At 53.7% G+C, this 21039-nt stretch carries 24 protein-coding genes and 1 pseudogene; 3 read left to right on the top strand and 22 right to left on the bottom strand.

What is annotated here, in order from left to right:
* Positions 1-6: 6 nt before the first annotated feature.
* From ABLV66_RS22585 to ABLV66_RS22555, 7 genes are all read right to left on the bottom strand, one after another.
* Entirely contained in the window at positions 7-930 is a 924-nt protein-coding gene (locus ABLV66_RS22585; RefSeq protein ID WP_348876759.1) for a TIGR03756 family integrating conjugative element protein, read from the bottom strand.
* 89 nt (positions 931-1019) lie between these two features.
* Entirely contained in the window at positions 1020-1955 is a 936-nt protein-coding gene (locus ABLV66_RS22580) for an endonuclease/exonuclease/phosphatase family protein (protein ID WP_348876760.1), read from the bottom strand.
* Between the two features lie 29 nt (positions 1956-1984).
* The gene (locus ABLV66_RS22575) at positions 1985-3007 is read right to left on the bottom strand and encodes a Gfo/Idh/MocA family protein (RefSeq protein WP_348876761.1); all 1023 of its coding nucleotides are present in this window, start codon (positions 3005-3007) and stop codon (positions 1985-1987) included.
* Between the two features lie 10 nt (positions 3008-3017).
* Positions 3018-3998 (bottom strand): PTS glucitol/sorbitol transporter subunit IIB, encoded by a 981-nt coding sequence (gene srlE, locus ABLV66_RS22570; protein ID WP_348876762.1) that lies wholly within the window; start codon positions 3996-3998, stop codon positions 3018-3020.
* Positions 3995-4369 (bottom strand): PTS glucitol/sorbitol transporter subunit IIA, encoded by a 375-nt coding sequence (locus ABLV66_RS22565; RefSeq protein ID WP_348876763.1) that lies wholly within the window; start codon positions 4367-4369, stop codon positions 3995-3997. Before ABLV66_RS22565 ends, srlE begins: the two co-directional genes overlap by 4 nt.
* Positions 4366-4887 (bottom strand): PTS glucitol/sorbitol transporter subunit IIC, encoded by a 522-nt coding sequence (srlA, locus tag ABLV66_RS22560; RefSeq protein ID WP_000480483.1) that lies wholly within the window; start codon positions 4885-4887, stop codon positions 4366-4368. Before srlA ends, ABLV66_RS22565 begins: the two co-directional genes overlap by 4 nt.
* Before the next feature lie 112 nt (positions 4888-4999).
* A complete protein-coding gene (locus tag ABLV66_RS22555) occupies positions 5000-5275 on the bottom strand; it encodes a helix-turn-helix domain-containing protein (protein WP_348876764.1) in 276 nt (91 codons plus the stop codon).
* Positions 5276-5382: 107 nt separating this feature from the next.
* On the opposite strand from ABLV66_RS22555, the gene ABLV66_RS22550 reads away from it, so the two are divergent.
* The 3 genes from ABLV66_RS22550 to ABLV66_RS22540 are packed head-to-tail and all read left to right on the top strand — an operon-like array spanning position 5383 to position 6627.
* Positions 5383-5646, top strand: coding sequence for a helix-turn-helix domain-containing protein (locus ABLV66_RS22550; protein ID WP_348876765.1), 264 nt, complete (start codon positions 5383-5385; stop codon positions 5644-5646).
* Positions 5647-5685: 39 nt separating this feature from the next.
* Positions 5686-5913 carry a helix-turn-helix domain-containing protein gene (locus ABLV66_RS22545; protein ID WP_348876766.1) on the top strand — a complete coding sequence of 76 codons (228 nt, stop codon included), beginning with the start codon at positions 5686-5688 and terminating at the stop codon, positions 5911-5913.
* 27 nt (positions 5914-5940) lie between these two features.
* The gene (locus tag ABLV66_RS22540) at positions 5941-6627 is read left to right on the top strand and encodes a RipA family octameric membrane protein (RefSeq protein WP_348876767.1); all 687 of its coding nucleotides are present in this window, start codon (positions 5941-5943) and stop codon (positions 6625-6627) included.
* Here ABLV66_RS22540 and ABLV66_RS22535 read toward each other — a convergent pair.
* The 15 genes and pseudogenes from ABLV66_RS22535 to ABLV66_RS22465 form a co-directional block, all read right to left on the bottom strand.
* Entirely contained in the window at positions 6624-9263 is a 2640-nt protein-coding gene (locus ABLV66_RS22535) for a conjugative transfer ATPase (protein ID WP_348876768.1), read from the bottom strand. The genes ABLV66_RS22540 and ABLV66_RS22535 overlap by 4 nt on opposite strands.
* The gene (locus tag ABLV66_RS22530; protein WP_348876769.1) at positions 9260-9619 is read right to left on the bottom strand and encodes a TIGR03751 family conjugal transfer lipoprotein; all 360 of its coding nucleotides are present in this window, start codon (positions 9617-9619) and stop codon (positions 9260-9262) included. The genes ABLV66_RS22535 and ABLV66_RS22530 overlap by 4 nt, the downstream gene beginning before the upstream one ends.
* On the bottom strand, positions 9616-10911 hold the full coding sequence (locus ABLV66_RS22525) for a TIGR03752 family integrating conjugative element protein (protein ID WP_348876770.1): 1296 nt from the start codon (positions 10909-10911) through the stop codon (positions 9616-9618). The genes ABLV66_RS22530 and ABLV66_RS22525 overlap by 4 nt, the downstream gene beginning before the upstream one ends.
* Positions 10908-11676 (bottom strand): annotated as a pseudogene (locus ABLV66_RS22520) (TIGR03749 family integrating conjugative element protein). Before ABLV66_RS22520 ends, ABLV66_RS22525 begins: the two are co-directional and overlap by 4 nt.
* Entirely contained in the window at positions 11673-12332 is a 660-nt protein-coding gene (locus ABLV66_RS22515) for a PFL_4703 family integrating conjugative element protein (protein WP_348876771.1), read from the bottom strand. The pseudogene ABLV66_RS22520 and the gene ABLV66_RS22515 overlap by 4 nt, the downstream one beginning before the upstream one ends.
* Entirely contained in the window at positions 12329-12682 is a 354-nt protein-coding gene (locus ABLV66_RS22510) for a TIGR03750 family conjugal transfer protein (protein ID WP_348876772.1), read from the bottom strand. Before ABLV66_RS22510 ends, ABLV66_RS22515 begins: the two co-directional genes overlap by 4 nt.
* 1 nt (position 12683) lies before the next feature.
* Positions 12684-13001 carry a TIGR03745 family integrating conjugative element membrane protein gene (locus tag ABLV66_RS22505; protein WP_031590962.1) on the bottom strand — a complete coding sequence of 106 codons (318 nt, stop codon included), beginning with the start codon at positions 12999-13001 and terminating at the stop codon, positions 12684-12686.
* Positions 13002-13010: 9 nt separating this feature from the next.
* A complete protein-coding gene (locus tag ABLV66_RS22500) occupies positions 13011-13244 on the bottom strand; it encodes a TIGR03758 family integrating conjugative element protein (protein WP_348876773.1) in 234 nt (77 codons plus the stop codon).
* Positions 13237-13545, bottom strand: coding sequence for an integrative conjugative element protein, RAQPRD family (locus tag ABLV66_RS22495; RefSeq protein ID WP_348876775.1), 309 nt, complete (start codon positions 13543-13545; stop codon positions 13237-13239). The genes ABLV66_RS22500 and ABLV66_RS22495 overlap by 8 nt, the downstream gene beginning before the upstream one ends.
* Before the next feature lie 287 nt (positions 13546-13832).
* On the bottom strand, positions 13833-14951 hold the full coding sequence (locus tag ABLV66_RS22490; RefSeq protein ID WP_348876776.1) for a hypothetical protein: 1119 nt from the start codon (positions 14949-14951) through the stop codon (positions 13833-13835).
* Entirely contained in the window at positions 14944-16773 is a 1830-nt protein-coding gene (locus tag ABLV66_RS22485) for an AAA family ATPase (RefSeq protein ID WP_348876777.1), read from the bottom strand. The genes ABLV66_RS22490 and ABLV66_RS22485 overlap by 8 nt, the downstream gene beginning before the upstream one ends.
* Before the next feature lie 486 nt (positions 16774-17259).
* Positions 17260-17892: an IncC plasmid conjugative DNA transfer DtrJ family protein gene (locus tag ABLV66_RS22480; RefSeq protein ID WP_348876778.1), complete on the bottom strand. Its 633-nt coding sequence runs from the start codon at positions 17890-17892 to the stop codon at positions 17260-17262.
* A complete protein-coding gene (gene traD, locus ABLV66_RS22475; protein ID WP_348876779.1) occupies positions 17889-19907 on the bottom strand; it encodes a type IV conjugative transfer system coupling protein TraD in 2019 nt (672 codons plus the stop codon). Before traD ends, ABLV66_RS22480 begins: the two co-directional genes overlap by 4 nt.
* The gene (locus ABLV66_RS22470) at positions 19904-20386 is read right to left on the bottom strand and encodes a transglycosylase SLT domain-containing protein (protein ID WP_348876780.1); all 483 of its coding nucleotides are present in this window, start codon (positions 20384-20386) and stop codon (positions 19904-19906) included. Before ABLV66_RS22470 ends, traD begins: the two co-directional genes overlap by 4 nt.
* On the bottom strand, positions 20365-21039 hold the full coding sequence (locus ABLV66_RS22465) for a TIGR03759 family integrating conjugative element protein (RefSeq protein WP_348876782.1): 675 nt from the start codon (positions 21037-21039) through the stop codon (positions 20365-20367). Before ABLV66_RS22465 ends, ABLV66_RS22470 begins: the two co-directional genes overlap by 22 nt.

Raw genomic sequence — 21039 nt, 5'->3', positions numbered from 1 at the left:
CCTCCGTTAACCTGTACTGCCGAGAAAGGTTTGCCCCCGGCGCGGACAGCATTTGTAAGGCCGCCACAGCGTCCAGGTGTAAGCCCCGTCATTCGCCAGCTTGTCGGCGTAAGTGTCGGTGGCGCTGCCATCCGGGAACACCGAACAGGCGGCGGATTTTTTCGGCGTGAGCATCTGCCAGCGATGGTTATCGCTGTCGCCTTCGATAACCGGGGAGGGCGGCCAGTATCCGGCGCGGGATGAGGCGGTCAGTGGCGTGTAGATATGCGGTTGCCCGGTACGCGTCACCAGATCGGCCACACGCTGGGCGATAACGGCGGCGGCTTTATAGTCGTGCGTCTGGCTGATGGCTCCGGCGCGAGGGTAGATATTGCGCCACATATCGCCGTTTTGACCGACTTCCCGCATGCCCGGCGTCAGCGCCTCCGCGTAGGTCATTTCCGGCACACCGCTGCGCCACGCCAGCGTATCCAGTTGACTCAGAAAGTACGGTTGAAAAGGCTGCGATGAAGGCGAGCAGATATAACCAAACTGGGTGAAAAACTTCGCCAGTTCATCACCCGCCGGGAAGCCGATGGCATCGGCATTCTTAAAGCGGATTTTGCTATGCTGGTTTGCGGTGCGGGGATTCGTATCACCACCGCCTTCGGCAATGCCCGGTAATGCCGGGCTGAGTAACGACATCTCCGCCCACGGATTTTGCCCGGTGTTGCTGTAAGCCGACACCACCAGATCCGGGCGGAAATGGCTGACCTTCACCGAAGTGCGTACCGTACAGCCGAACGGCGTGCAGTACAGCCAGTAGCACAGGCCGACCACCCGGTACTGCACACAGTCCGGCGACAGGGCGGAGGCGGCGATCTCCGGCGTGGTGATAGCGAATGTCGGCCAGGAAGCCAGAACAAGCGGGAGAAGAAGTAACGGAGCCATAGCACACACCTGCGACAGTGAACCTTATCGCAGGTGTAAAGAATCAGGAGGGTGGGGGCACTATGAAACTCATTCCCTCCTGTAAAGTTTTATTGCTCGATGAGTTTCAATTTCATCACCAGCGGCAGGTGGTCGCTGATTTCTGCCCATGGAAGGAGGCCCTGCTGTTGCCGCTGACTGGCTGGTAGCATGATGCTTTCGGTCTGCCAGCGTTGCCCCTTAAACGTCAGAATATGATCGATAGCGGCGGCCGGATTAATGGCAGGCCAGCTTCGCGCATCCCGTTGTTGTGGCATGGGATTGTCCCAGTAGCGCCCGAATCCTGCCATAACCGCGCTTTTCGGTACATCATTGAAATCACCCGCCAGTATTTTCACGGATGATTCAATATTCGGGAAAGAGGATGGCGTATTGCCGACGGCGAAATCATTGATGGCGTACATCTGCTGCATCCTGACTGCCGGGTCTTCGTGCCAGTCCAGATGGTCAGCGATAAAAATAACAGGACTGTCGAACCCGGGCTTGTGGATTTCGGTCGCCAGGAGAACACTTTGTTCCACTTTGGGTGATGGCAGGGGGATGGTTGCCTGCCGGGTGATGGGGTAGCGGGAGAGCACGGCGATACCGTATTCGCCGCCTTCAAAATCAATTGCCTTACCGAATACACCATACATACCGGTCAGCTTCTTCAGCCTTTCCAGTTGATCGACATTACCGCTGCGGCGGGTGTTCTTATCCACTTCGCTCAGGGCGATAATATCGGCATTCAGTGCCTTAATGGCGCTGGCAATGGCGTTCAGGTCACCGACTCTGGCGGCGGCAATGTTGTAAGCCGCGACGGTGATTTTCGGGGCATGCGCGGTATCGTAGATTTTGTCCGGCGTTCCACCTTTCGAGGGGGTCAGCACCGTCAGCTCATTTTCCTTCGCTGCCGCATTATCACTGGCATGGCCTGACGGAATACAGGATATGAAGAGCATGATGAGTGGCATCATCATGACATACAAAATTTTTTTGCTGTTCATGGCAATTCCTTTATGGTTCTGACAGATGTTCAGGGTCCACATACGGTTTCAGGCATACCGCTCTCCAGGCTGCGATGCACCGCTTCGCAAATCCGGCTCACCGCCAGCCAGTCCTCTGCCGTTACCGGATACGATGACCTGTTACTGACCGCGCGCACAAAGTCGTTTATCGGATCGATACCGAAGCCGCTGGCAACGCCGTTGCGGTAGTTGATGAAATAGCTGTTGGGCGTGAGCGTCATGCCCGGCGTGGTGATTTCCAGCCCGCGGTGCTGCGAGGTGTTGCGGATATACGTTGCCTCGCAGAGAATATCGATACGCCCGTCGTTGTCCTTCGGAAAGCCCTCCGGCAGCACCCATGAGTTTTCCACCACCCACGAACTGCCGTCGGCCATCGTCAGAAGGCTCTGCACGCTGTCAAAAGTATCGAGGCCGCATTCGGCCATCAGCCGTTTCTGCCCGGCGGCATACACCGACACCACCTCCTGTCCGGAAAGATGGCGCACCAGGTCAAAGCAGTGGGAGCCGAGAAACCACACCGGGGAACTTGCGCCCGCCCAGTCCAGCCACTCCGTCGGCACGCTGATGACATCATCCATACTGATATGCCCTCGCAGGATGCGCCCGGCTTCAGGCTTCTCCAGTTCATCCTTAATGCGCATTACTGCCGGGTCCCAGCGTTTGTGGAAATCGACGCCGACCAGCAGGTCCCGCTGCTGCGCCAACTCCACGATAAGCTCGCACTCGCGTACCGACGTGGCGAGCGGTTTTTCCGCCAGCACATGTTTGCCGTGGCGCAGGGCGGTGAGGATGGATTCGGTGTGGTACGGGTCCGGTGTTGCTACGGAGACCACATCGATAGCTTCCTCCTGCAACAGGACATCCAGCCGGGTATAGCCGATTACGCCGTAGGCCATGGCAAGGTCGTCGCAGCGTTCTGTATCGGTGTCGCAGATGGCGACCAGCACGGTGTCCGGGTTATGGCGGTATGCGTTCATATGGTGTTTGCCGTAGATACCTGCGCCGACCACGGCGGCTCTGATTTTGTTCATGGTTTTGTCCTCAGAATAAGCCCAGGGAAAACAGCCAGCCGACTATTACCGCCAGCGGTCCGGTCAGTTGTCTCGACAGCAGAAAGGCGGGTACACCTTTTGCGATGGTCTCCGGCTTTGCCTCCTGCATGGAAAGACCCACCGGCACGAAGTCGCAGCCGACCTGCACATTTATCGCAAACAGCGCGGGCAGGGCGAAGGCCGGAGATATCGCGCCTGCGTCAATCTGGGTGCCAATCATTACGCCAATCACCTGCGAGATGGCCGCGCCCGGCCCGAGTACCGGGGAGAGAAACGGAATGCCGCAGATGAGCGACAGCAGCACCAGCCCCCACAGCGAGTTCGCCAGCGGCGTCAGGGCATGGGCAATCAGGCTGCCGAGTGCGGTCTCCTGCACCAGCGCAATCAGCAGTGAGACAAAGGCCATAAACGGGATGACATTGCGCAGCGACACATCCACCGCCTCGCGACTGGCGGCGAACAGCAGGGCGATAACGTGGCCGACGGCGGTGCCGGTCTGCTCGACCATGCGCACCAGCTTCTCCGCGCCACGGGCAGGCGGCAGAGTGGTGATCACCCGTGGCGCAGGCTCTGTGGTTGCCTCTGGCCTGCCGTCCGGGGCCTCGGCAGTATCCACCAGAACCAGCTGTTCCATCGTCACGCCGGAGACGTAATTCTCTTCGGTAATAAAGTGCGCCAGCGGTCCGGCCCGCCAGGTAGGCAGCACGTTGATGGTCGGGATGCCCTTCTGCGGATACAGGCCACAGCGCAGGGACCCGGCGCAGTTAATCACCACGCACAGGATGTCGTTATCCGGCGGGATATCGGCGAAGCCGTTCACCACTTCCGATTCGGTGAGCGCGCCGATTTCTATCGCCACCGGATGAATCTCGCGTCCGGTTAGCGACAGCACCTTTTTGCCGCTACCAACGGGCAGCCAAAGCCCCTTACCGTAGCCACCGGGGCCGGGAGGAATAAGCACCGTGTTCATGGGCGTCCCTCCTCAATTACCAGATTGCCGTGCAGGTCATGGAGTTTCGGCACCGGGCCGGAGAGATGAACCGCGCCGACATGGCAGGGATTCAGGCCACCGTTAAACACCAGCGTCAGGTGGCCGAGTTCAAACAGTGCCTGCTGTGCTCCCTTGCCGACGGCAGTCACCAGATAGTCGTGCCCCGCCAGCATCAGGCGGTCGCCGGGGAGTATCATCAGGCTCTCTTTCCGGAACGACGGCTCCAGCGACAGCGAGTAATCGAGGCAGTCCTTCGGCCCGTTGCTGTCGAAGGTGATGAGCATCTTGTCAGTCAGGCCGTCAGCGACAAACAGCCCGATGGCAGTAATACGCGCGCAGTAAATCATCATGGCGCATTCCCCCGCCTGCTGAGCCGCAGAAACAGGTACTCGGTGATAATTCCGCGGATAAGACCAATCAGCATGGCAGCGGCGATATAGCGCAGCGCCAGCGAGGTGACGGGCAGGCCGAGCGCCTTAACCCCGGCGGCGACGCCGAGCCAGACAAACAGCTCCGACGGCACCACATGGGGAAACAGGCTGGTAAGCGGATGGGCAGTGGTGCCGAGGGCATCCTCATAGCCGGGTTTGCTTTTCTCAGGTAAGAGTTTGCCGAGGGTCAGTGCGCCGGGGCTGCTCATAAAGAACCAGCCGAGCACCGGCAGCACGCCGTAGGTGAGGATGCGCGAGCGGCCGAGCAGGGCGGCGACTTTCTCCATTCTGACGGTGCCGACCAGTTTCATCAGGAAGTTGATGGCCAGCAGCAGACAGATAAGCATCGGGATAAGCCCGGTCATCATGTCGAGGAAGATTTTGCCTGCGGCCTGGAACAGGTGGATAAAGCCTTCAGCCAGGGAGACCAGAAACATGGCGGCCTCCTGTATACAGTGCGATGGTGTTTGGTTGTGGTTCGGTGTGCATAAACAACTCTCCTGTCAGGTATCGTTGGTTAATGCGTCCTGCCACTCACAGCGCGGGTCGTTATGTCCCGGAGTTGTCGGTTGTTGTCATGGGTTGAAGCGGTTTACGGGGTTCACGTTTATTTCCCGTATTGAGGTAACGGCCGGGCCAGATTTCTGACGGATGCACGTCGAGCGCGATGGCAATCAGCCACTCGCCTTTCGGCCACGGGCGGTTCAGGGCATTCGACAGCGTTGATGAGGCCAATCCCGCTTCCCGCGACAGTTTCGCCAGACTGGTACCGCGCTTGTGTAAGGCGGCAACGATGTCGGCGGGGTGCCAGTCTTTTTTAGCCATTTCGTTTACCTCTGTTGTTGACTATGAGTCACAAATGTATGCTAGCACGCTTTTTATGTGACTCATAGTCCGTGGACCAATAATCAACGAAGATTGATGCTGGCTAGATGGAAAAGACGGGATCAATCAAAAAGGTACTGGGCAACAGAATCAGGGCGCTACGCAATGAGATGGGCCTGTCCCAGGAAGCTTTTGCCGACAAATGCGGCATCGATCGCACCTACATGAGTGGCATTGAGCGAGGAGTAAGGAACCCCACGCTTGTTGTCATTTGTGCAATTTCGGACGGTTTGGGGATGGATCTCAGCCATTTATTTATGTTTGACAATACCGTAGAAAAAGACGGCGAATCAACGGATTGTGACTCATAGTCCGTGGTCTGATAGGCAACGTAAGTTCATTTTATCTGGATGAAAAATACATCCAGCATTCAGGCGCAATTTGGCGCGCATCTCAAAAAACTCAGGCTCCAGTCCGGCCTGTCTCAGGAAGCATTTGCGGATAAGTGTGGGCTTGATCGTACTTATGTGAGCGGTATTGAGAGAGGGGTAAGGAATCCAACCCTTGAAGTCATAAGTGTTTTGGCTAAGGGATTAGAGATAGAAATATCAGAGCTATTTTTCTTCAACCAGGAATAAATCATATATTTGATAATTTGGAATGTAATGAATAGAAGATATATAACCATTCATCAATACCGTGATGCGTTTAAGCGGAAGCAGTTAAAAGAAGCATTTGAAAAGGCTTCTGATATAAGAAAATTTGAAATTGAACTCTATTGGAAAAGAGCATCTTATTTTTGGACGCTAATATCAGTGGCATTTGCCGGTTATTTTGCTGTCATTGGTTCGCTAAAAGAACCATACCAATTTTTGTGTTCCTGGATTATCGCTTCAATTGGGCTTGTGTTTACTATTTCTTGGCTATTCGCAAACAGAGGTAGTAAGCACTGGCTTGAAAACTGGGAAAATCATATTGATTTACTTGAAGATAATATTACAGGACCACTCTATAAAACCGTTCTTGTCCGTTCGAAGTATGATGATTTCTTTGAAAGACATATTACGGGGCCAAAAGATCTCTCCGTGTCAAAAATAAATCAATGGGTCGCTGTTTTTGTTAGTGTTACTTGGTTTCTTATGTTGGTTTTTTCGGGGGTGTCAACCTGGGAACAATTAAGTAAATATCATGTTAATATCTTTGCGTATATACTTTATGGTAGCATGCCTGTTTTAATAGTGTTGTTCATTTACTTCATTTTTAGAAAATCAAATACTCATATGGGGGATCATCATCCATATGCTGTTAGACGAAAGACAACTATTGTACCCAATCCAGAACTGAATGATTAGTGTAATATGTTAGATGAAGCTATTGCCGCCTCCAGCTCACTACACCCCATCTCCTTCATAATCCGCATCCTTTCCGCCTTTTCATGCTTTTCGGTCATCGCCAGCGCCAGATAGAGCGCTGGCGGCACCACCCGAAACAGCGCTTCAACGCGAGGTGAGAGCACCACACCCTCGGTATACTGCCCCGGTGATTTCACCGCCGAGCTCAGCAGTTGCCGTTGTTCTTCGGTTAGTGCCTTAAACCGGCACACCTGCTCGATCTCCTCCGGCGGCATCACCAGCAGTTCCCACCACTCGATCATGTTGAGCAGCTTCTTCGCCTCATCGGGAAAATCCGCCAGGTTCTGGGTCGCCAGCCACAGCCAGATGCCGAGTTTGCGCCACATCTTCGAACCCTTCGTGAGGAACCGCGCCAGCAGCGGATTGATGGTAATAATATGCGCCTCATCGGTGATATTAACAATGGGACGGGCCAGATGCTGGTCGCGTTCTCCGAGGTTATTAATATGGTTAATCAGCGAGATATAGCTGATGGCAAGCTGGGCTTCATAACCTTCTCGGGCGAAGGTGGCGAGATCCACCAGAGTGATATCCGCCTCCGGCCACATCGTGCCTTCACGGTTAAACAGTTCGCCTTCAAACCCGGCGCAGAACAGATTGATGGATTCCGCCATCTCATACGCCCGCTGGCGGCGGGCTTCCGGCAGGCTGGCATCGCGGGAAAGGGCGAACAGTGCATCGCGGATATCCTGGGTCAGTGTCTGGCGTTTTTCCTGATAACAAGTCTGCGCGGCAGCGATAATCGCCTGGCGGATCATCGCTCGGTCTGGCCGGGTGAGGCGCGCATCTTCTTTCGCTTCGCCGCCGGTGATCATCAGCCGGGCGGTGATCTCCATTTCGCCCAGTACGTCGCGCTGCTCGTCGCCTTCGCTCTCTTCATCTTCCGGCGGTTCGGCGTCGGTAACGGCTTGTTCCACCAGTCGCCAGGCATCGGCGAATAGGGGCAGGGTGACGCCGGAACCGGGGCGCAGGCTGATTTTATTCACCGTCAGGCCGTGAGCAGCGGCGTAGTCGGCCATCAGGCCAAATGAGTTTCCTGCCTCGATGATAAACAGGCGCGGGCGGTGCAGCGCCATCAGTTGCGCGATTTTGGCGTTCAGTGTGGCGGACTTGCCCGCTCCGGTCGGGCCGAGTAGCAGTAGATGGCCACTCTGTGCACGATCCAGTTTGTTCAGCGGATCGAAGCACAGCGGCGTGCCGCCCCGGTTGAAGTAGCAAATCCCCGGATGCCCGGTGCCGGTTTCCCGTCCGTACACTGGCAGCAGCCCGGCGATATGCTGGACGAAGTTGAGCCGGGTATAGAGCCCACGCGGATCGCGCAGGGGATCGAAGCACATCGGCAGCCAGCGCAGCCAGTGGCTGAGCGGGGCAACTTCATGCTGCTCCTGCACTGGCACCAGTCCGGCATTCAGCAACAGGCTGTGCAACTGGCGCTGCTGGCGAAACAGGGTATCGGTATCGGAGGCGTGCAGATAAAACGCCAGCGTGCTGCGGTACAGTTTATGTCCGTCCTTCAGGTAGCTGCGTACCTCGTGGCAGTCGCGGCGGGTATATTCTGAATCGGTGTTGTCGCCAATCGCCCGCCCGGAAAGATGGCTGATATGCTGCTCCAGCTTATCCTGCGGATATACCACCACCGTCAGGTTCATGATGGTTCCCGCAGGCAGTAGGTCGAACAGGGCGTTGATGCCGTCGCCGCGCGGGGTTTCCCCGGTCAGCAGACCGGGCGGCGGCGCTTTGCGCAGTCGATCGACGACCACCACTTTATGCGGGCGGTTATCCAGCCACCAGACGCCGTTCTCCGCATTTGAGCGCGGTTCGCTTGCCAGCAGCCGTTCGGCGAAGTCAGTGATGACGGGCAGGGATTCTGCTTCCGGTAAATCCAGTTGTCGCCAGAAGGCTTTTTTATCTTCAACGGGCGGCGCGGGGTTAAACCAGCGCACCAGCCAGCGGTGAATGTCCTGCTCATTCTGGCGGATAGCACTGATACCCGCCGCTTTCAGCCCGGCTGTGAGGCGTTCGCAGATATGGTTCAGCGTCTCTTCCGGTGATGGTTCATCCGGCAAAGACGCGGGCAGCCAGCGGTAGACCACCATCCGCGTGCGCCGCCACGTCGCCCGCCAGCGGGTACGGGTCACGGTGTTATCGAAAAACAGCCCCTCGTCTCGGGTGAGGTTCACCATATGGTTTGCCATCTGTGTGAGCCATTCGCGGGTAAAGGCGGAATCACGGCTCTCCGGTGCGGCGTAAGCCGCCAGCGTCTCCAGCCACGCCTCGCTGTCGTCCTCATCCTGACAGAAAAACTGTACCACCCACGGTGCGCGCTCATGCTCATCAAACGCATCCTGTAAGGCATCGGTGACGGTATCGCGCACCTGTTCGAGAAATGCCGCCGAACGGCCTTCGGTGCCAACAGGCGTCAGTTCGAATACTGCTCCCACCGAACGGCCATCTTCCAGCAGCAGCGTCTGCGAGCCCGGTAAAAATTCCACCCACGGCAGCCAGTCAACAAACGATGGACCTTTGCGGTAGCTGGCGTCCAGTGCCTGTTCGGTCAGGCCGCGACGTTCATTCATGGTGGCGTCAGGCGCTCGCCCGGCAGCGCATACTGCGGGCGAGTGTAGAAGGGGAAGACGGTGCTGTAGCCGGGCACCGGCGTGTTGCCGTTAAGGTGCGGGAAAACGTACAACACCATATCCGGGTTGGGCAGTCGCGGAAACTGGCTGCGAATGGTATCCGCTTCGGGTTGCGACACCGGACCATCCGGCGGGCGGCGCAACCGGGCGCGGGCATCCAGCAGGGCGGCATTTCCACCGCTTTGCTGCTGCCACAGCGAGAGCATACTGTCGTCAGGATCGACCGGCATCAGCTCTTCCTGCGAGGTGCTGCATCCGGCCAGTAAAAACAGAAGTATGAACAGGGTGCGTATCACTCCAGACCTCCCGGCGTGCTCGCCTGCTGGTATTTCACTTTGCGACCCTCCAGCTCGTAGTCGATGGCCAGCGGTTCGGTGAGATGCACCGCTACCTTGTGGCCTGGTGGCACATATACCGCGTCGAACATCTGGCCGTAGTGCTGTTTCATCCAGTCGGCGGTCTCTTTCAGCCCGCCGCCGATGGCCTGGCCGAGGACGTACTGGCCGTTGTTGCCTGTCACTGTGCTGGTGATGCTGCCGTCTTCGACCACGGTGGTGCTTTCGCCATTGGCGAAGGCCTGCGCCGCCGCGCCGGATCCCGCCAGCAGGAACTGCGAGGTCAGGTACTCCTTCGCATTGCTTTTGCGCTCGCCGGGAATACACGGCAGCCCCTGGTTATCCGAGAGCCAGCCGATCTCCTGCTGCTTGTTGCCGGATTTGCCGCCCTGCGGCACGGTGCGGATGGTGCCATCGTGAAACACAAAGGTCATTGAGGTGATTTGCCCGCGCACGCAGGAGAGCGTCCAGTCGCCGGAGGCGATACCGGAGACCACTGCACCCGCCACGTCCGGCAGTTCGATGCCGTTGGCGGTGAGGTTGTCCTCGCCAATCAGCAGCTTGAACGGGTAGGGATCGCTGACGGTGCCGTTAAGCGGCACGCGGCCAATCAGCGCCGTCATCGCCACCGATCCGGTCAGCGTGGCGTTCTGCGGCAGGGTGTAGGTCTTCACGTCAGGTTTTGGTGCTGGTTTGTCGGCTGTCTTCAGGGGAACGCGCAGCAGCTTTTCATCCACGGGCGGAGGCGCATCCAGCGGCTCCAGCCAGCGGATATCTGGCTGTACGTCGGCGGGCTGTTCGCCGGGCGTCAGTCCCAGACCGGGCGGGATATCGTCCGGGCGTTTCTCCATCAGGCGGTCGAGCTTATCCAGCAATCCTCGCTGGCTTTTCAGCAGTTCATTGCGCATCTGATCCTGCTGCCTGCGCATATCCCCACGCAACTCCGATACCAGCGTTGCCTGCTGGGCTTTCAGCCGCTTCTCGCGTGCCTGCTGGCTTTCGTTATCGCTCTGAATGGCCTGAAGCTCCCGGCGGTACTGTTTCATCTGGCCGACCAGCGTGGCGACGGTATCGGCAGGTGTGTCGCCGTCGATACCCAGATCGCGCAGTTCCTGTTGTGTTAATGCTGCCACGCTGCGGGACGGGGATTTCTCAGTGGTGTTTTTGTTGTCCGGGCGCAGCAGCAGCCATACCGTTACCAGCACAATCACGGGCAGCAGGATTTTCAGCAGAAGACTCTGGCGAGGCATCATGGTTTCGGCTCCGGCAGCAGGGCGCGGGAAACCGGGCCTTCCGTTACCAGGTACACCACGGTGGTGTCTTCTGCCAGACCTCGCGGGCCGAGCCAGTCATGCTGGAACGCGGCGGCAGTGAACTGCCCCTGAAGTTCGCGCGGATCGAGCGTGATGCGCTGCCCGCTACGGTTTTGCAGGCGGATAGCGGTGACGGTGGTGGCGTTAACCTGCCATGACGCCAGCGGGATGGCGGTAACAGGCTGCTGTGGTAGTAAGGTGGTGATGCGTTTCGCCAGCCGGACGGGGGGCAGATGTGACGCCGGGCAGGGCTTCGACGGTACGCCGCGGGGCATACAGGTTTTGCGCGGCATAGCGCACCAGCAGGACGGGCAGAGGCTCGGTTGATGCTGTCACCGGGACGGGGGTTTTTGTTGTGGGGGACGTCTGCGGTGTGTAGCTGATTTGCACGGGTTCAAGTGGCGAAGTGCTTTGGGTTGCCTGAATATCCAGCAGGATCAGCTCGCCACTGCCGGTATCTCGTAGTTGAATGCGGGTGGACGGGAATGCCGTATTTGCCAGCAGGAAGACCTTGCCACCCGCGCTTTGCAGACGCACTTTGCTTTCCAGCGTGGCGGGATAGCCGATGCGCACCGCTTTCCCCACGTCGACAATCCGCTCCTGCCCGACATGCAGCGTAACGGGGAGTGGGATGTTTTCCCACTGCACCACTTCCGTGGCGAAGGCCGGTAGGCTGAAGAGCAAAGCCAGGAAGACGGTCTTCATGGTTTCTCCTCCACTACCAGACGCTGGGGCGCGGCGTCGGTGCAGTCGATCGCCAGTCCCCACGGATTTTTCTCCGCATCAATGGCGTAGCGCACCACCTGCAACGGGTAGCGCACCAGCGCCTTTTTCACCGGTTCGTTCTGGTAATACTCCTCAACCGCCACGTCCAGCGTTACCCGCCAGGCGTCCCGGCTTAAGGTCTCGACGCGCGGTAAGGGGCGTTTATCGCCGTCATGCACCAGGCTGCTGTAGCCGTGGCCGGGCAGTTCATACACGCCGCGCGTGCGCTCGCGCAGTTCACCGCCGTTGCGCCGTACCTGAAAATCGTGCTCCAGCCGGGTGTAACAGGCGGGCGTCAGGTAAGCGCGCAGTGAGCGTAAGTTGCGGGGATAGTCTTCCTCGCCGTTATCCGGCCAGCGGTTAAGCTGCTGGAAGATATAAAAGGTGAAGGCGTAGACGCTGGCGGGAGGCACTTCCCACCACGGGCGGGTGCTGCCGCTACGCAGGTCCGGCGGGAACCAGAGAGTGAGCTTTTGCGGTGCACGGTACCAGCCGTAGCCGACACCTGCCAGACACAGGCACAGCAGAACAATCATTGCCCGCAGCGTCAGGATATGGTTATCGCGCTCAGCCAACGCATGGCGAAAACGGCTCATCGCGGACTCCTGCGCACTACCCATACGGCGCTGTGCTGGACCAGTAGTGCACCGCGAAGATGATGGCGTTCCAGCCAGGCAAGGATCGCTTGCGGTAGCCAGCTGTCGGGCTTACCGCGTTTGGTGCTGGCCAGGATGCGTCCGCCGCCCTGAATCAACAACGCCGCGCCCGCCAGCGCCGAACCGGGGATCAACGGCCAGTAGTGGGTTATCAGGGCCAGCATTATGCCGAACGCGCAGCCGCCGCCAAGACCGAGGGCCAGCGCCAGAAACAGCTCGCTGGTGGTCAGGCCGCGCCAGACCATGGGCTCGCGGTTGAGGCGGTCGGGGAGAAAGGGAATGGTCGCCATATCACAGGACGTCCGAGGCCTGGTTGAGCAGCCAGATGATGACCACCAGAAGGATGCTTCCGACGCCTGCCATCGAGCCCAGATCTTTCCACTGCTTGCGCCCGCTCTGGATCTCCGAGTAGGTGGCAATGCAGTTGTTCGCCACCACCAGAAAACCGACGGCGCAGATGGCTAGCGCCAGCAACACCACAATATCAAAACCGTAGTTTTGCAGTGTCTCCATAATGCCCTGACCCTGGCCGCGCGAGGGATCTTCCATCGTCGGCAGATCGGCGAGGGCATTAAACGCGGTGAGTAACAGTAACAACAGCCAGCGCATGATTCCTCCTTAGCTCAGGACCAGCCAGAAACTGACCAGCACCAGTAACAGTGAACGGGCCGCCACTGTGCCAAAACTCTGCCAGCTCAGGCGCTGGCAGCAGACGCCCTGCCAGGCGACCAGTAGCGTCCAGGCGCACCACAGCAGCAGGACGCTGGTAAACAGGCCGAGCACCAGCAGGCTGACGGTCTCCGGTTTGCTCAGGCTGGCGGCCTGAAAGGCGGTGAGTTGCGAGTCAGTCATCGGGATGCTCCCGCTGGTAGCTGGCGCTCAGGGGCTGGACGGCACGTGGCTGTGCTCTTGCCGGGACAAGATAGAGACGGATGCCCTGTTCAACGGCGGATATGTCCTGCTGCGCCTGTAAATAGTCGAAGAAGTAGCGCGACTGCGGGTCCGTGCTGGAGCTGGTTTGGGCGCGTTCCAGTGAGGTTTTTACGCCCTCGAGCTGCTTCAGCGCGAGGGCTAGCTGGGTGGATTCCGGGGAAGCATAGGCCAGAGACCCTATGGGAAAAGTCAGTAACAGAAATAATGGACTATGTCGCATGGCAGTATTTTCCTGAAGCGTATTCAGGGCAGGGTAGATGAGATGCTGGGGGGGCACAGTGAAGAAATATTTGTGTCTAATAAAAGATTTTAGTCGGCGCTGTGAATGCTAACTCACCATTTTTAATATGGAAGTACTAGTAATAGTCAAGTTTTATCTAACTGTTTACTGCATTAGGGGCCATTGGATTTTATAGTCGGCAAACGATCGTATCTTCTATGGATAAAGTTTGGTAGTTGGGATTCTAACAACTACCAAAAATTACTGGATTGGACAATTAAAGTATGTCAACTTTTAAGAATATCATTCTTTAATTTCGATAAAGGTATCGTAGAATAATCTTGTTCGTTTCCCGTCACCCCAAATATGACATGCCTAAATTCGTCTTCTGTCATTTTTGTTGATAGGATTTTTTCTATTGATTTTCTATATCCATCGGTGAAGATTAAACGTTTTTTGAGAAGGTTTGCTACGTCTGATTTATGATTATCATATATCTCACGATGTCTAAAAAAATATGAGTTATTAATATCATCTTTATCCTTTGGGATTAATTTCAAGTCAAATCCATCCATGTCTCCATATAGTCCTTTTACGTTATTATAAGTCACATGGAAATATTTCTCATCTATTAATCTATTAGAGTATATGTCTGCCCAAGGGAACAGTTTGTCTTTTTTTATTATGCAATTGCAATATGAACAAGATGGTATAAAGTTTAACAAGGTCAGTGAATATAAAGGAAATATTGATTTTGGGAATTGATGATCAATTTGAGCTAAAGATTTTACCTCACCATTATAGGAGTATGTATCAATGTATTGTCTATTACAGTAAGGGCAAATAGTTATTTTAATATTATTAAGTATATCGTTTCTTATATTTTTTACTGACATCAAAAACTCATTGTAGTTAAAAATGGCAGCAATGCTTTTGTTGTTTTTTTTAAATGCGGTAATTATTTTCTTATGAAAGTCCAAATAGTTCTTTTCGTTTTTTACAATATCTGGGTTATTAATGCCAAAATTTTTTAGGATATTATTATGCCTGAATTTATCTATAATATAAATCCGTTCATCAGCTAATGCTTTTTTATACAGAGAGCCACTTCGAACATTATGTTGAATTTTTATTATTTTTAGATAATCATTACCATGTAATAAAAATCTTGAGATCTCGTAGTAGTCTTTCAGAAATTCCTCATTTTTCTTAATTAATCCTTTTTGAACAAATGGATCAAAAGAGATGGAGTTTAAAAGTTCATCCGAGCACACTTCATTAAATGAAAATGAGTGATTAAAGAAATCAATTCCTAATTTTTTGTTCAGGACGAATGATTTAACCTTTCGTTGATGTGAAACAATAAATTCATTATTAAAAATTTGCTCTTTAGAAAATTTAATCATGTTCCTTTCCATCCATTTTACTAAGGATTTTTTCTTTCTTTTTGATTAAAGTGTTTATTTCATTATCTAATTTAACTAATTGCATTTTTTTATCATAATTATAATTGGCGTTAAGTTGATTAATCAATGTTCGTCTAATATACTCATCATCAATGGAATGTATTATATTACGTAGGCTAGTATAAGTTTTTGAAGTGGTATTCATGTTTACATTATCTACTTGAGTCAATAACTCATTTAATTTTCGTACAGCAAACTCACCAATTGGTTGCGATAAAAAGAATGAATCATTTATTATATCATATATATTGCTTGCAAAACTACGGCTTGCTTTACTACTATAATATTTACCTTCAGAGGGGATGTATTCTATTTTTATAACATTTTCTTTTAACAGATCGCTGATGACATATGGTGAATGTGTTGATAAAAGTATCTGGAAGAAATAATTATTGTAACCTTTGCTCAAGTATTGTAGTAGGTAATCTAAAAATAATCTTGACCACTCTGGATGAAGGTGTTCATCATACTCATCTAATATAATAATAAAACCATGAATCTCTGGGTTGTTCTCTATGGTTAGTTTAATTGCTTTATTAATACCAGCGATCTTGCTATTTATATCAAACTCCCCGGTGCTCATTTTAGGCATTTTGAGAATAATTGGGTTGTTTCCAGCGCCAATTTCAGCAATAAAAGAATGTACCTTGTCATCATAATTATTAAGATTTATGGAACATGTTACGTTTTCTTTCAGTCCATTTCCTTCTTTCGTAAAAAACAATTTGTCATTGTTTTCTAAAAAATTTATAACTACGGTCCATTCTATATCATCTAAATATGAAACTATTTCATCATCATTTTTTGTTAATAGTTCAATAGTATTGTTTATTGTTTTTAACAGGAAAGATTTTATTTTAGCATAATCTAATATATCGCTATTATATCTGTTAGAGTTAATTAACTCTTGACAGATTGCTCTATTTTTTTCATCAAAAGAGTTATGGATTATGTGTAAGATGTATTCTTCCATAAAATTTATTACAAAAAGTTTTTTGCTGTCTTGTATTTTTTTTGGTTTGTTTTGATTAAATAATATGATATCAGAGTCTAAATATCTATCAAAGTCATTATAAAATTTAAACTCTTTTTTTTCTTCACGCGTCTGGTATGCTTCGATCTTTATATCAATGCTTTTTTTGTTTATGTGACTGCAAAAATCATTGGCATTATTAGTTATAAATTCATAAAAATTTGCCATGTTGGTTTGCAGATAATTTCTTTTAAAACCATAGTTTCTATCATCGTTATCATGAATGTTCCTGCGTCCTTTTCCATTTATGCTATTGGAAAAATTTGGTTTGTGAATAACACAGTATTTATTTTGAATGTTATTTTCAAATTGGATAAATGAATCTAGGTAAAGAATATTTTCTGTTCTACCTAATCTATAGGCTATGTAAGATTGATTTACTTTCCCGATGTTTATAATTTTATCGGCATTAAAACCTTCTAAAAAATAAGTATCATTATGTTCATAAACGGCTACCCATTGGCTATTAGGGTAGCAACTATGCAAGTCTATGTGGCTCAAACCAAGTATATTAAAAATGGTGCTTTTCCCTACACCATTTTGTCCCACGACAGCGTTTACATTAATAATATTATTTCCATAGAAATTTTGTAATGGTGTATATTCCAAGTCAATTATCTTCAATTCACGTGTGTTTGTGATATTTATTTCTTTATCTTCTGAAAAATTAATTTCCAAATTAAAGTCAACGTCAAAGCAATTAGCCAAATAAAAATAAATTAATCTCATTTCATCCCTCAACATAAATCATTAAAACTATCAAGCATGGAGTTAAAGTGTAATAGTCAAAGTATATCGTTTAAATGGTTGATGTTAATTATACTAAAGAGAATATCATAATACAATAATTATACCAAAGTCAGGGTTCGATGTTCTATGGTTTTTTAATTGCAATTGCTTTTTTATTATTAGTATGTTTTTATTAAGAAGCCATTTTTGTATGTAACATGCAATCATATTATAAGTTTTGACATGTCTTACAACACTAATGATGATTTAAGGCGTAAGGATAGTGTATTAGAGTTATGATTATTTTTGTGAGCTTAAATGTCTTGGGCCTTTTTTACTGAAACAAGCTTGAAAGCATTTTCATGTTTTGGTGAGTTATATTTGAGAAACATCGATATTAGATATGGATGAGATGGTAGGAATTGTCTCTTATTTATATAATCGTGACAAAGTGAATCGTTATATTGGATAAAAAGGGAACCAAAATTATAACCAGCGCTTGAAACTCCCTACAGCTATCCATATCGTTACCCCAAACCAGAAGGCGGCAGGCAGTAAAACCAGTATTGCAGGCAGAAATAGCGGCTGCGCCAGATAAAACACCCACAGCGTGGTGGCGACTGAACTGCCGGAACTGATGACATAACGGTGGAGAAAAACGGATTCCAGCCCGGAGCCAAACCGTCTTAAATCCCGCTGCACCAGTCCCTCCGTCAGCCCTATTACCGCACACAGGCAAATCAGGGGGAGCATAGCGGAAAGCCATATCAGGCGCTGCATAAAACTCACCAGCGTATAGACCAGGGTGGTGAACGGTTTCTGCAGGAACATGTTGGCCATAATCCCGTGAGTTGCTCCTTTTTCCAGCAGCACCAGAATTTCATTCCCCAGAGGGTGCGGCTGCAACGCAATAACCAGTTCAGCCTGCTCCTGCTTCATCACCATAGAAACATGCCTGCTCCCCTCCTGCGGCCACCAGAAATACAACCCCGCCAGCTCCAGTACGATCCGCAGCACCAGCGCGCCAATAATCAGCCCTATAAGTCGTCCGGCCAGCGACAGCAGCCAGCCGACCGGCCCCTGAGCCGGACGTGAAGGCGGAGAGCGCTGCTCACTCATTCCGGCTGTCCCTGCTGGCGCGCCTGCATCCACGCCGCCAGTTGCGCCACAGATTCCGGCAGCGGACAGTGTTTATCCGCTACGGGCAGCGGCAAACGGATTTTCCACAACTGGCCGCCTTCAAGCAGAGCAAAGGCCTGGCCTTTGGGAAGCTGGATCAGCGCGGCGGTATCCAGCAATGGTACGTTGCGGGTGCTTACCTGTTCGCGGGTGTTGCTGGTAAAGCTGTTGATGCCGCCCGGCGTGTCGGTGACGCCGGAACTGACCTGGCGGCTACGCACTTCCACCTGCGGCAATTGTTTCGTCAACAGTTCGGCGGTGGTGGTTTCACGTACCCGCAGCATAATCAGGTTATTGAAATTGCCCACCACCTGGCCTGCCTTGGGTGCGCTGCCGATGCGGGCCTGAATATCACTCAGCGTCTGGGTATAGGCCGTGACCTGAATGCCCGCGCCGCCGCCCTTGTTGACCAGCGGGATAAACTCCTCGCCCATCAGTTCATTAAACTCATCGCAATGCAGGTTGATGGGCGGCTGTTTTTCACTGCTGCCGGGCAGTCCTTCGTTGAGGCCAAACTTGTAGAGGTGCCCGGCGACGCTCACCAGGTCGGCAAACATCGAATTGCCGACGGCGGCAGCGACCACCGAATCGGAGAGCGCGTCCAGCCCGACATAGACCACCGCCTTCTGGCGGATCGCCTGCTGCCAGTCGAGGATTGGACGCGTGTCGTCCAGATCGTGGTAGTCCGGGGCGAGCAGGGCGGCGAGCGTACCGGTGGTCAGCTTTTCCAGCAGCGGCAGCAGCGAGGCGACAATCTTGTCGAAGTAGGTTTTGTCATAGCGCACTGCCGAGAGCAGGCCGTCGAGGATTGGCTCGTAGAATTTCTCCGCGTTGAGGTACTGTTCCAGCGCCACCACATGGGGATCGCGGCCCAGCATATGGCGCGGCATATTCCGGTCATTAAGCTGCTCCGCCAGTTGCGCCACCACTTCCCACGCCCGCGCGTTGTGGCGCGGCAGCACGATGCGGGCATAGTCGATAAACAGGGCGTCGATATTGACGACATGGCGGGAAATTAACTGATAGTCGGGACGCTGACCGAGCGCCACCAGGGCGCGGGCGATGATGTTGACAAAGCGCCAGGCGAACTCGCGGAAGGCTGCCGAGTTGCCTTCGCCGGAAAGCTGTCCGGTGAGGCGCGACGCCACTTCTGAAATGCGGCCAAAGCGCCCGATGGCGTTGTAGCGGGCGGAGATTTCCGGGTATGCCAGATGGAACAGAATAAAGCGGTCTCCGCGTCCGGCGCGCTGCGCTTCTGTCCACAGACGCTTCAGCAGATCCGCGTCGCCTTTTGGATCGAAAACGATCACCACCTCGCCGCGGCGGATATCCTGAGTGGCAAGCAGTTCCGCCAGCCGGGTTTTGCCGACGCGGGTGGTGCCGAGCACCAGTGTGTGGCCGGGGCGTTCACTGAGCGGCAGGGTGACGTCGCACTCTTTTAGTTCCACACCGTGCAACCACGGATTGCCGCCGACGGGCGGCAGCGGGCGCACCGGGTTCAGCCAGCGATCGGCGCTGAGCAGGCGGGCAAGGCCAGGAAGAGTATGCTCGCTGCGTTTTTCTATGTGCCTTGCCAGGCGGTAGCACCATCCCGGACGCAGCCAGCGTGCGGCTTTCGGTTGCAGGCAGTCGTACAGCCGCTGGGTATGAATGGGCTGCCAGCGAAAGCCTTTACCGAGAAACAGCCACTGGCGGCTGACCGGGATTTTCCGGCTGGTGAGCGCGTAGCGCGGCAGGCGCAGAAGGTTGCGGTGGTAGCGTACGATGTGCCAGCCCTGCCAGCCGCGCCGCAGGGCCAGCAGAATCAGGGCGCTGGCCATCAGGCGGGCCTGCCACGGCGTCAGCATCAGCAGCGGGGCCTGCGTCAGGCAGATTAACGCGCCACAGTTGGCGGTGACGGTGCTGTAAAACTCCACGGGCGGGCGAAGCAGCGCCTCCAGCGCGTAACGGCTCATGGCGGAGCGGCCTGTTGCAGGTGGCGGCTGACCAGCTTGCGGTAGCGTGCGGCGGCATTGAGCCAGCTTCCGGGGCGTTCATCGTAGCGCTGACGCAGCAACTGCGCGGTGAGCGACAGGTTTTGCAGGGGATGCAGGGCGTCGCAGGGAGAGTCAAAATACGCCCGGTGCCAGCCGATATTGATTTGCCCGAGCCCCACATCAATGCGCTTCGGGCTGGTGCGGCGGATGGCGGCCAGCAGCGCCTGACAGGCCTGCTCCCGGCTGGCGTAGCGGTAGCCGGTGCCTTTGATATTGAGCGTCCACGGCCACGGAAGATGTCTGCCGTTCAGGTTCGCGCCGCTTTCGGTCTGTGTTACGGCCCACAGCAGTTCCGGCGGCACACGGAAATGCTCCGCGGCGCGCAGATAAGCCTCTGGCAGAGGCTGCGCCAGCGCCAGGCAGGGCAACAGCAGGATCAGGGCAGAACCTCGCGCCATTGCTCCCCCTTACGCTCCAGCGCCACCGGGATTTTGCTCTGGCCCAGAAGCAGCCAGCGACCCGCGTCGTGGTTAAGCGTGATGCTGTGTTCACTCACCAGTTTTGCGTCGATGCCATGCGCCATCGCCCAGCGGCGTACCCGGTTATCATCGCCTTCGCTTCCGATCAGCCAGATATCCAGCGGGCGCTGTTGCGCCAGCAGGGTACGCAGCAGGCTGTCGCAGGGCGGGCAGTCATCTTTAACGAATAGTGAAACGCGGGAAGTGCTGGCGGAGGTGGTTTTCAGCGGCGTCAGGCCCGGATACAGGCGCTGCCAGGCCGCATCCCAGGCACGCTGGAAGGCGAGTTCTTTCTCCAGCCGCTGATATTCTTGCCTGACCAGCAGTTCGGCGAAGCGCTGACGTTCGTGGTCTGTGTCGGCTTCGACGCCCAGCGTGGTCAGCGGATCGAGCCCCGGCGACCAGACGCCGCGCGCCTGCTGTTTCAGCGTGAGATAGCGCTGCCACTCCTCTGGCGTGACGCCCCAGACGGTGGCCTGCTGTTGCGTGCTCAGCGGTCTTAGAGCTGAGTCCGCGTTCTGGCTGGTCTGCACCTGAAGCGGTTGCGCCCACACGCTGGTGGTGAAGAGTAACAGAGGAACCAGGCGTTTCAT

It is taken from the genome of Klebsiella sp. CN_Kp073, assembly GCF_040065495.2.
Classification (GTDB): Bacteria; Pseudomonadota; Gammaproteobacteria; order Enterobacterales; family Enterobacteriaceae; genus Klebsiella; species Klebsiella aerogenes.
The sequence above is the reverse complement of the archived record's forward strand: the minus strand, read 5'-3'. Positions and strand labels throughout refer to the sequence as shown.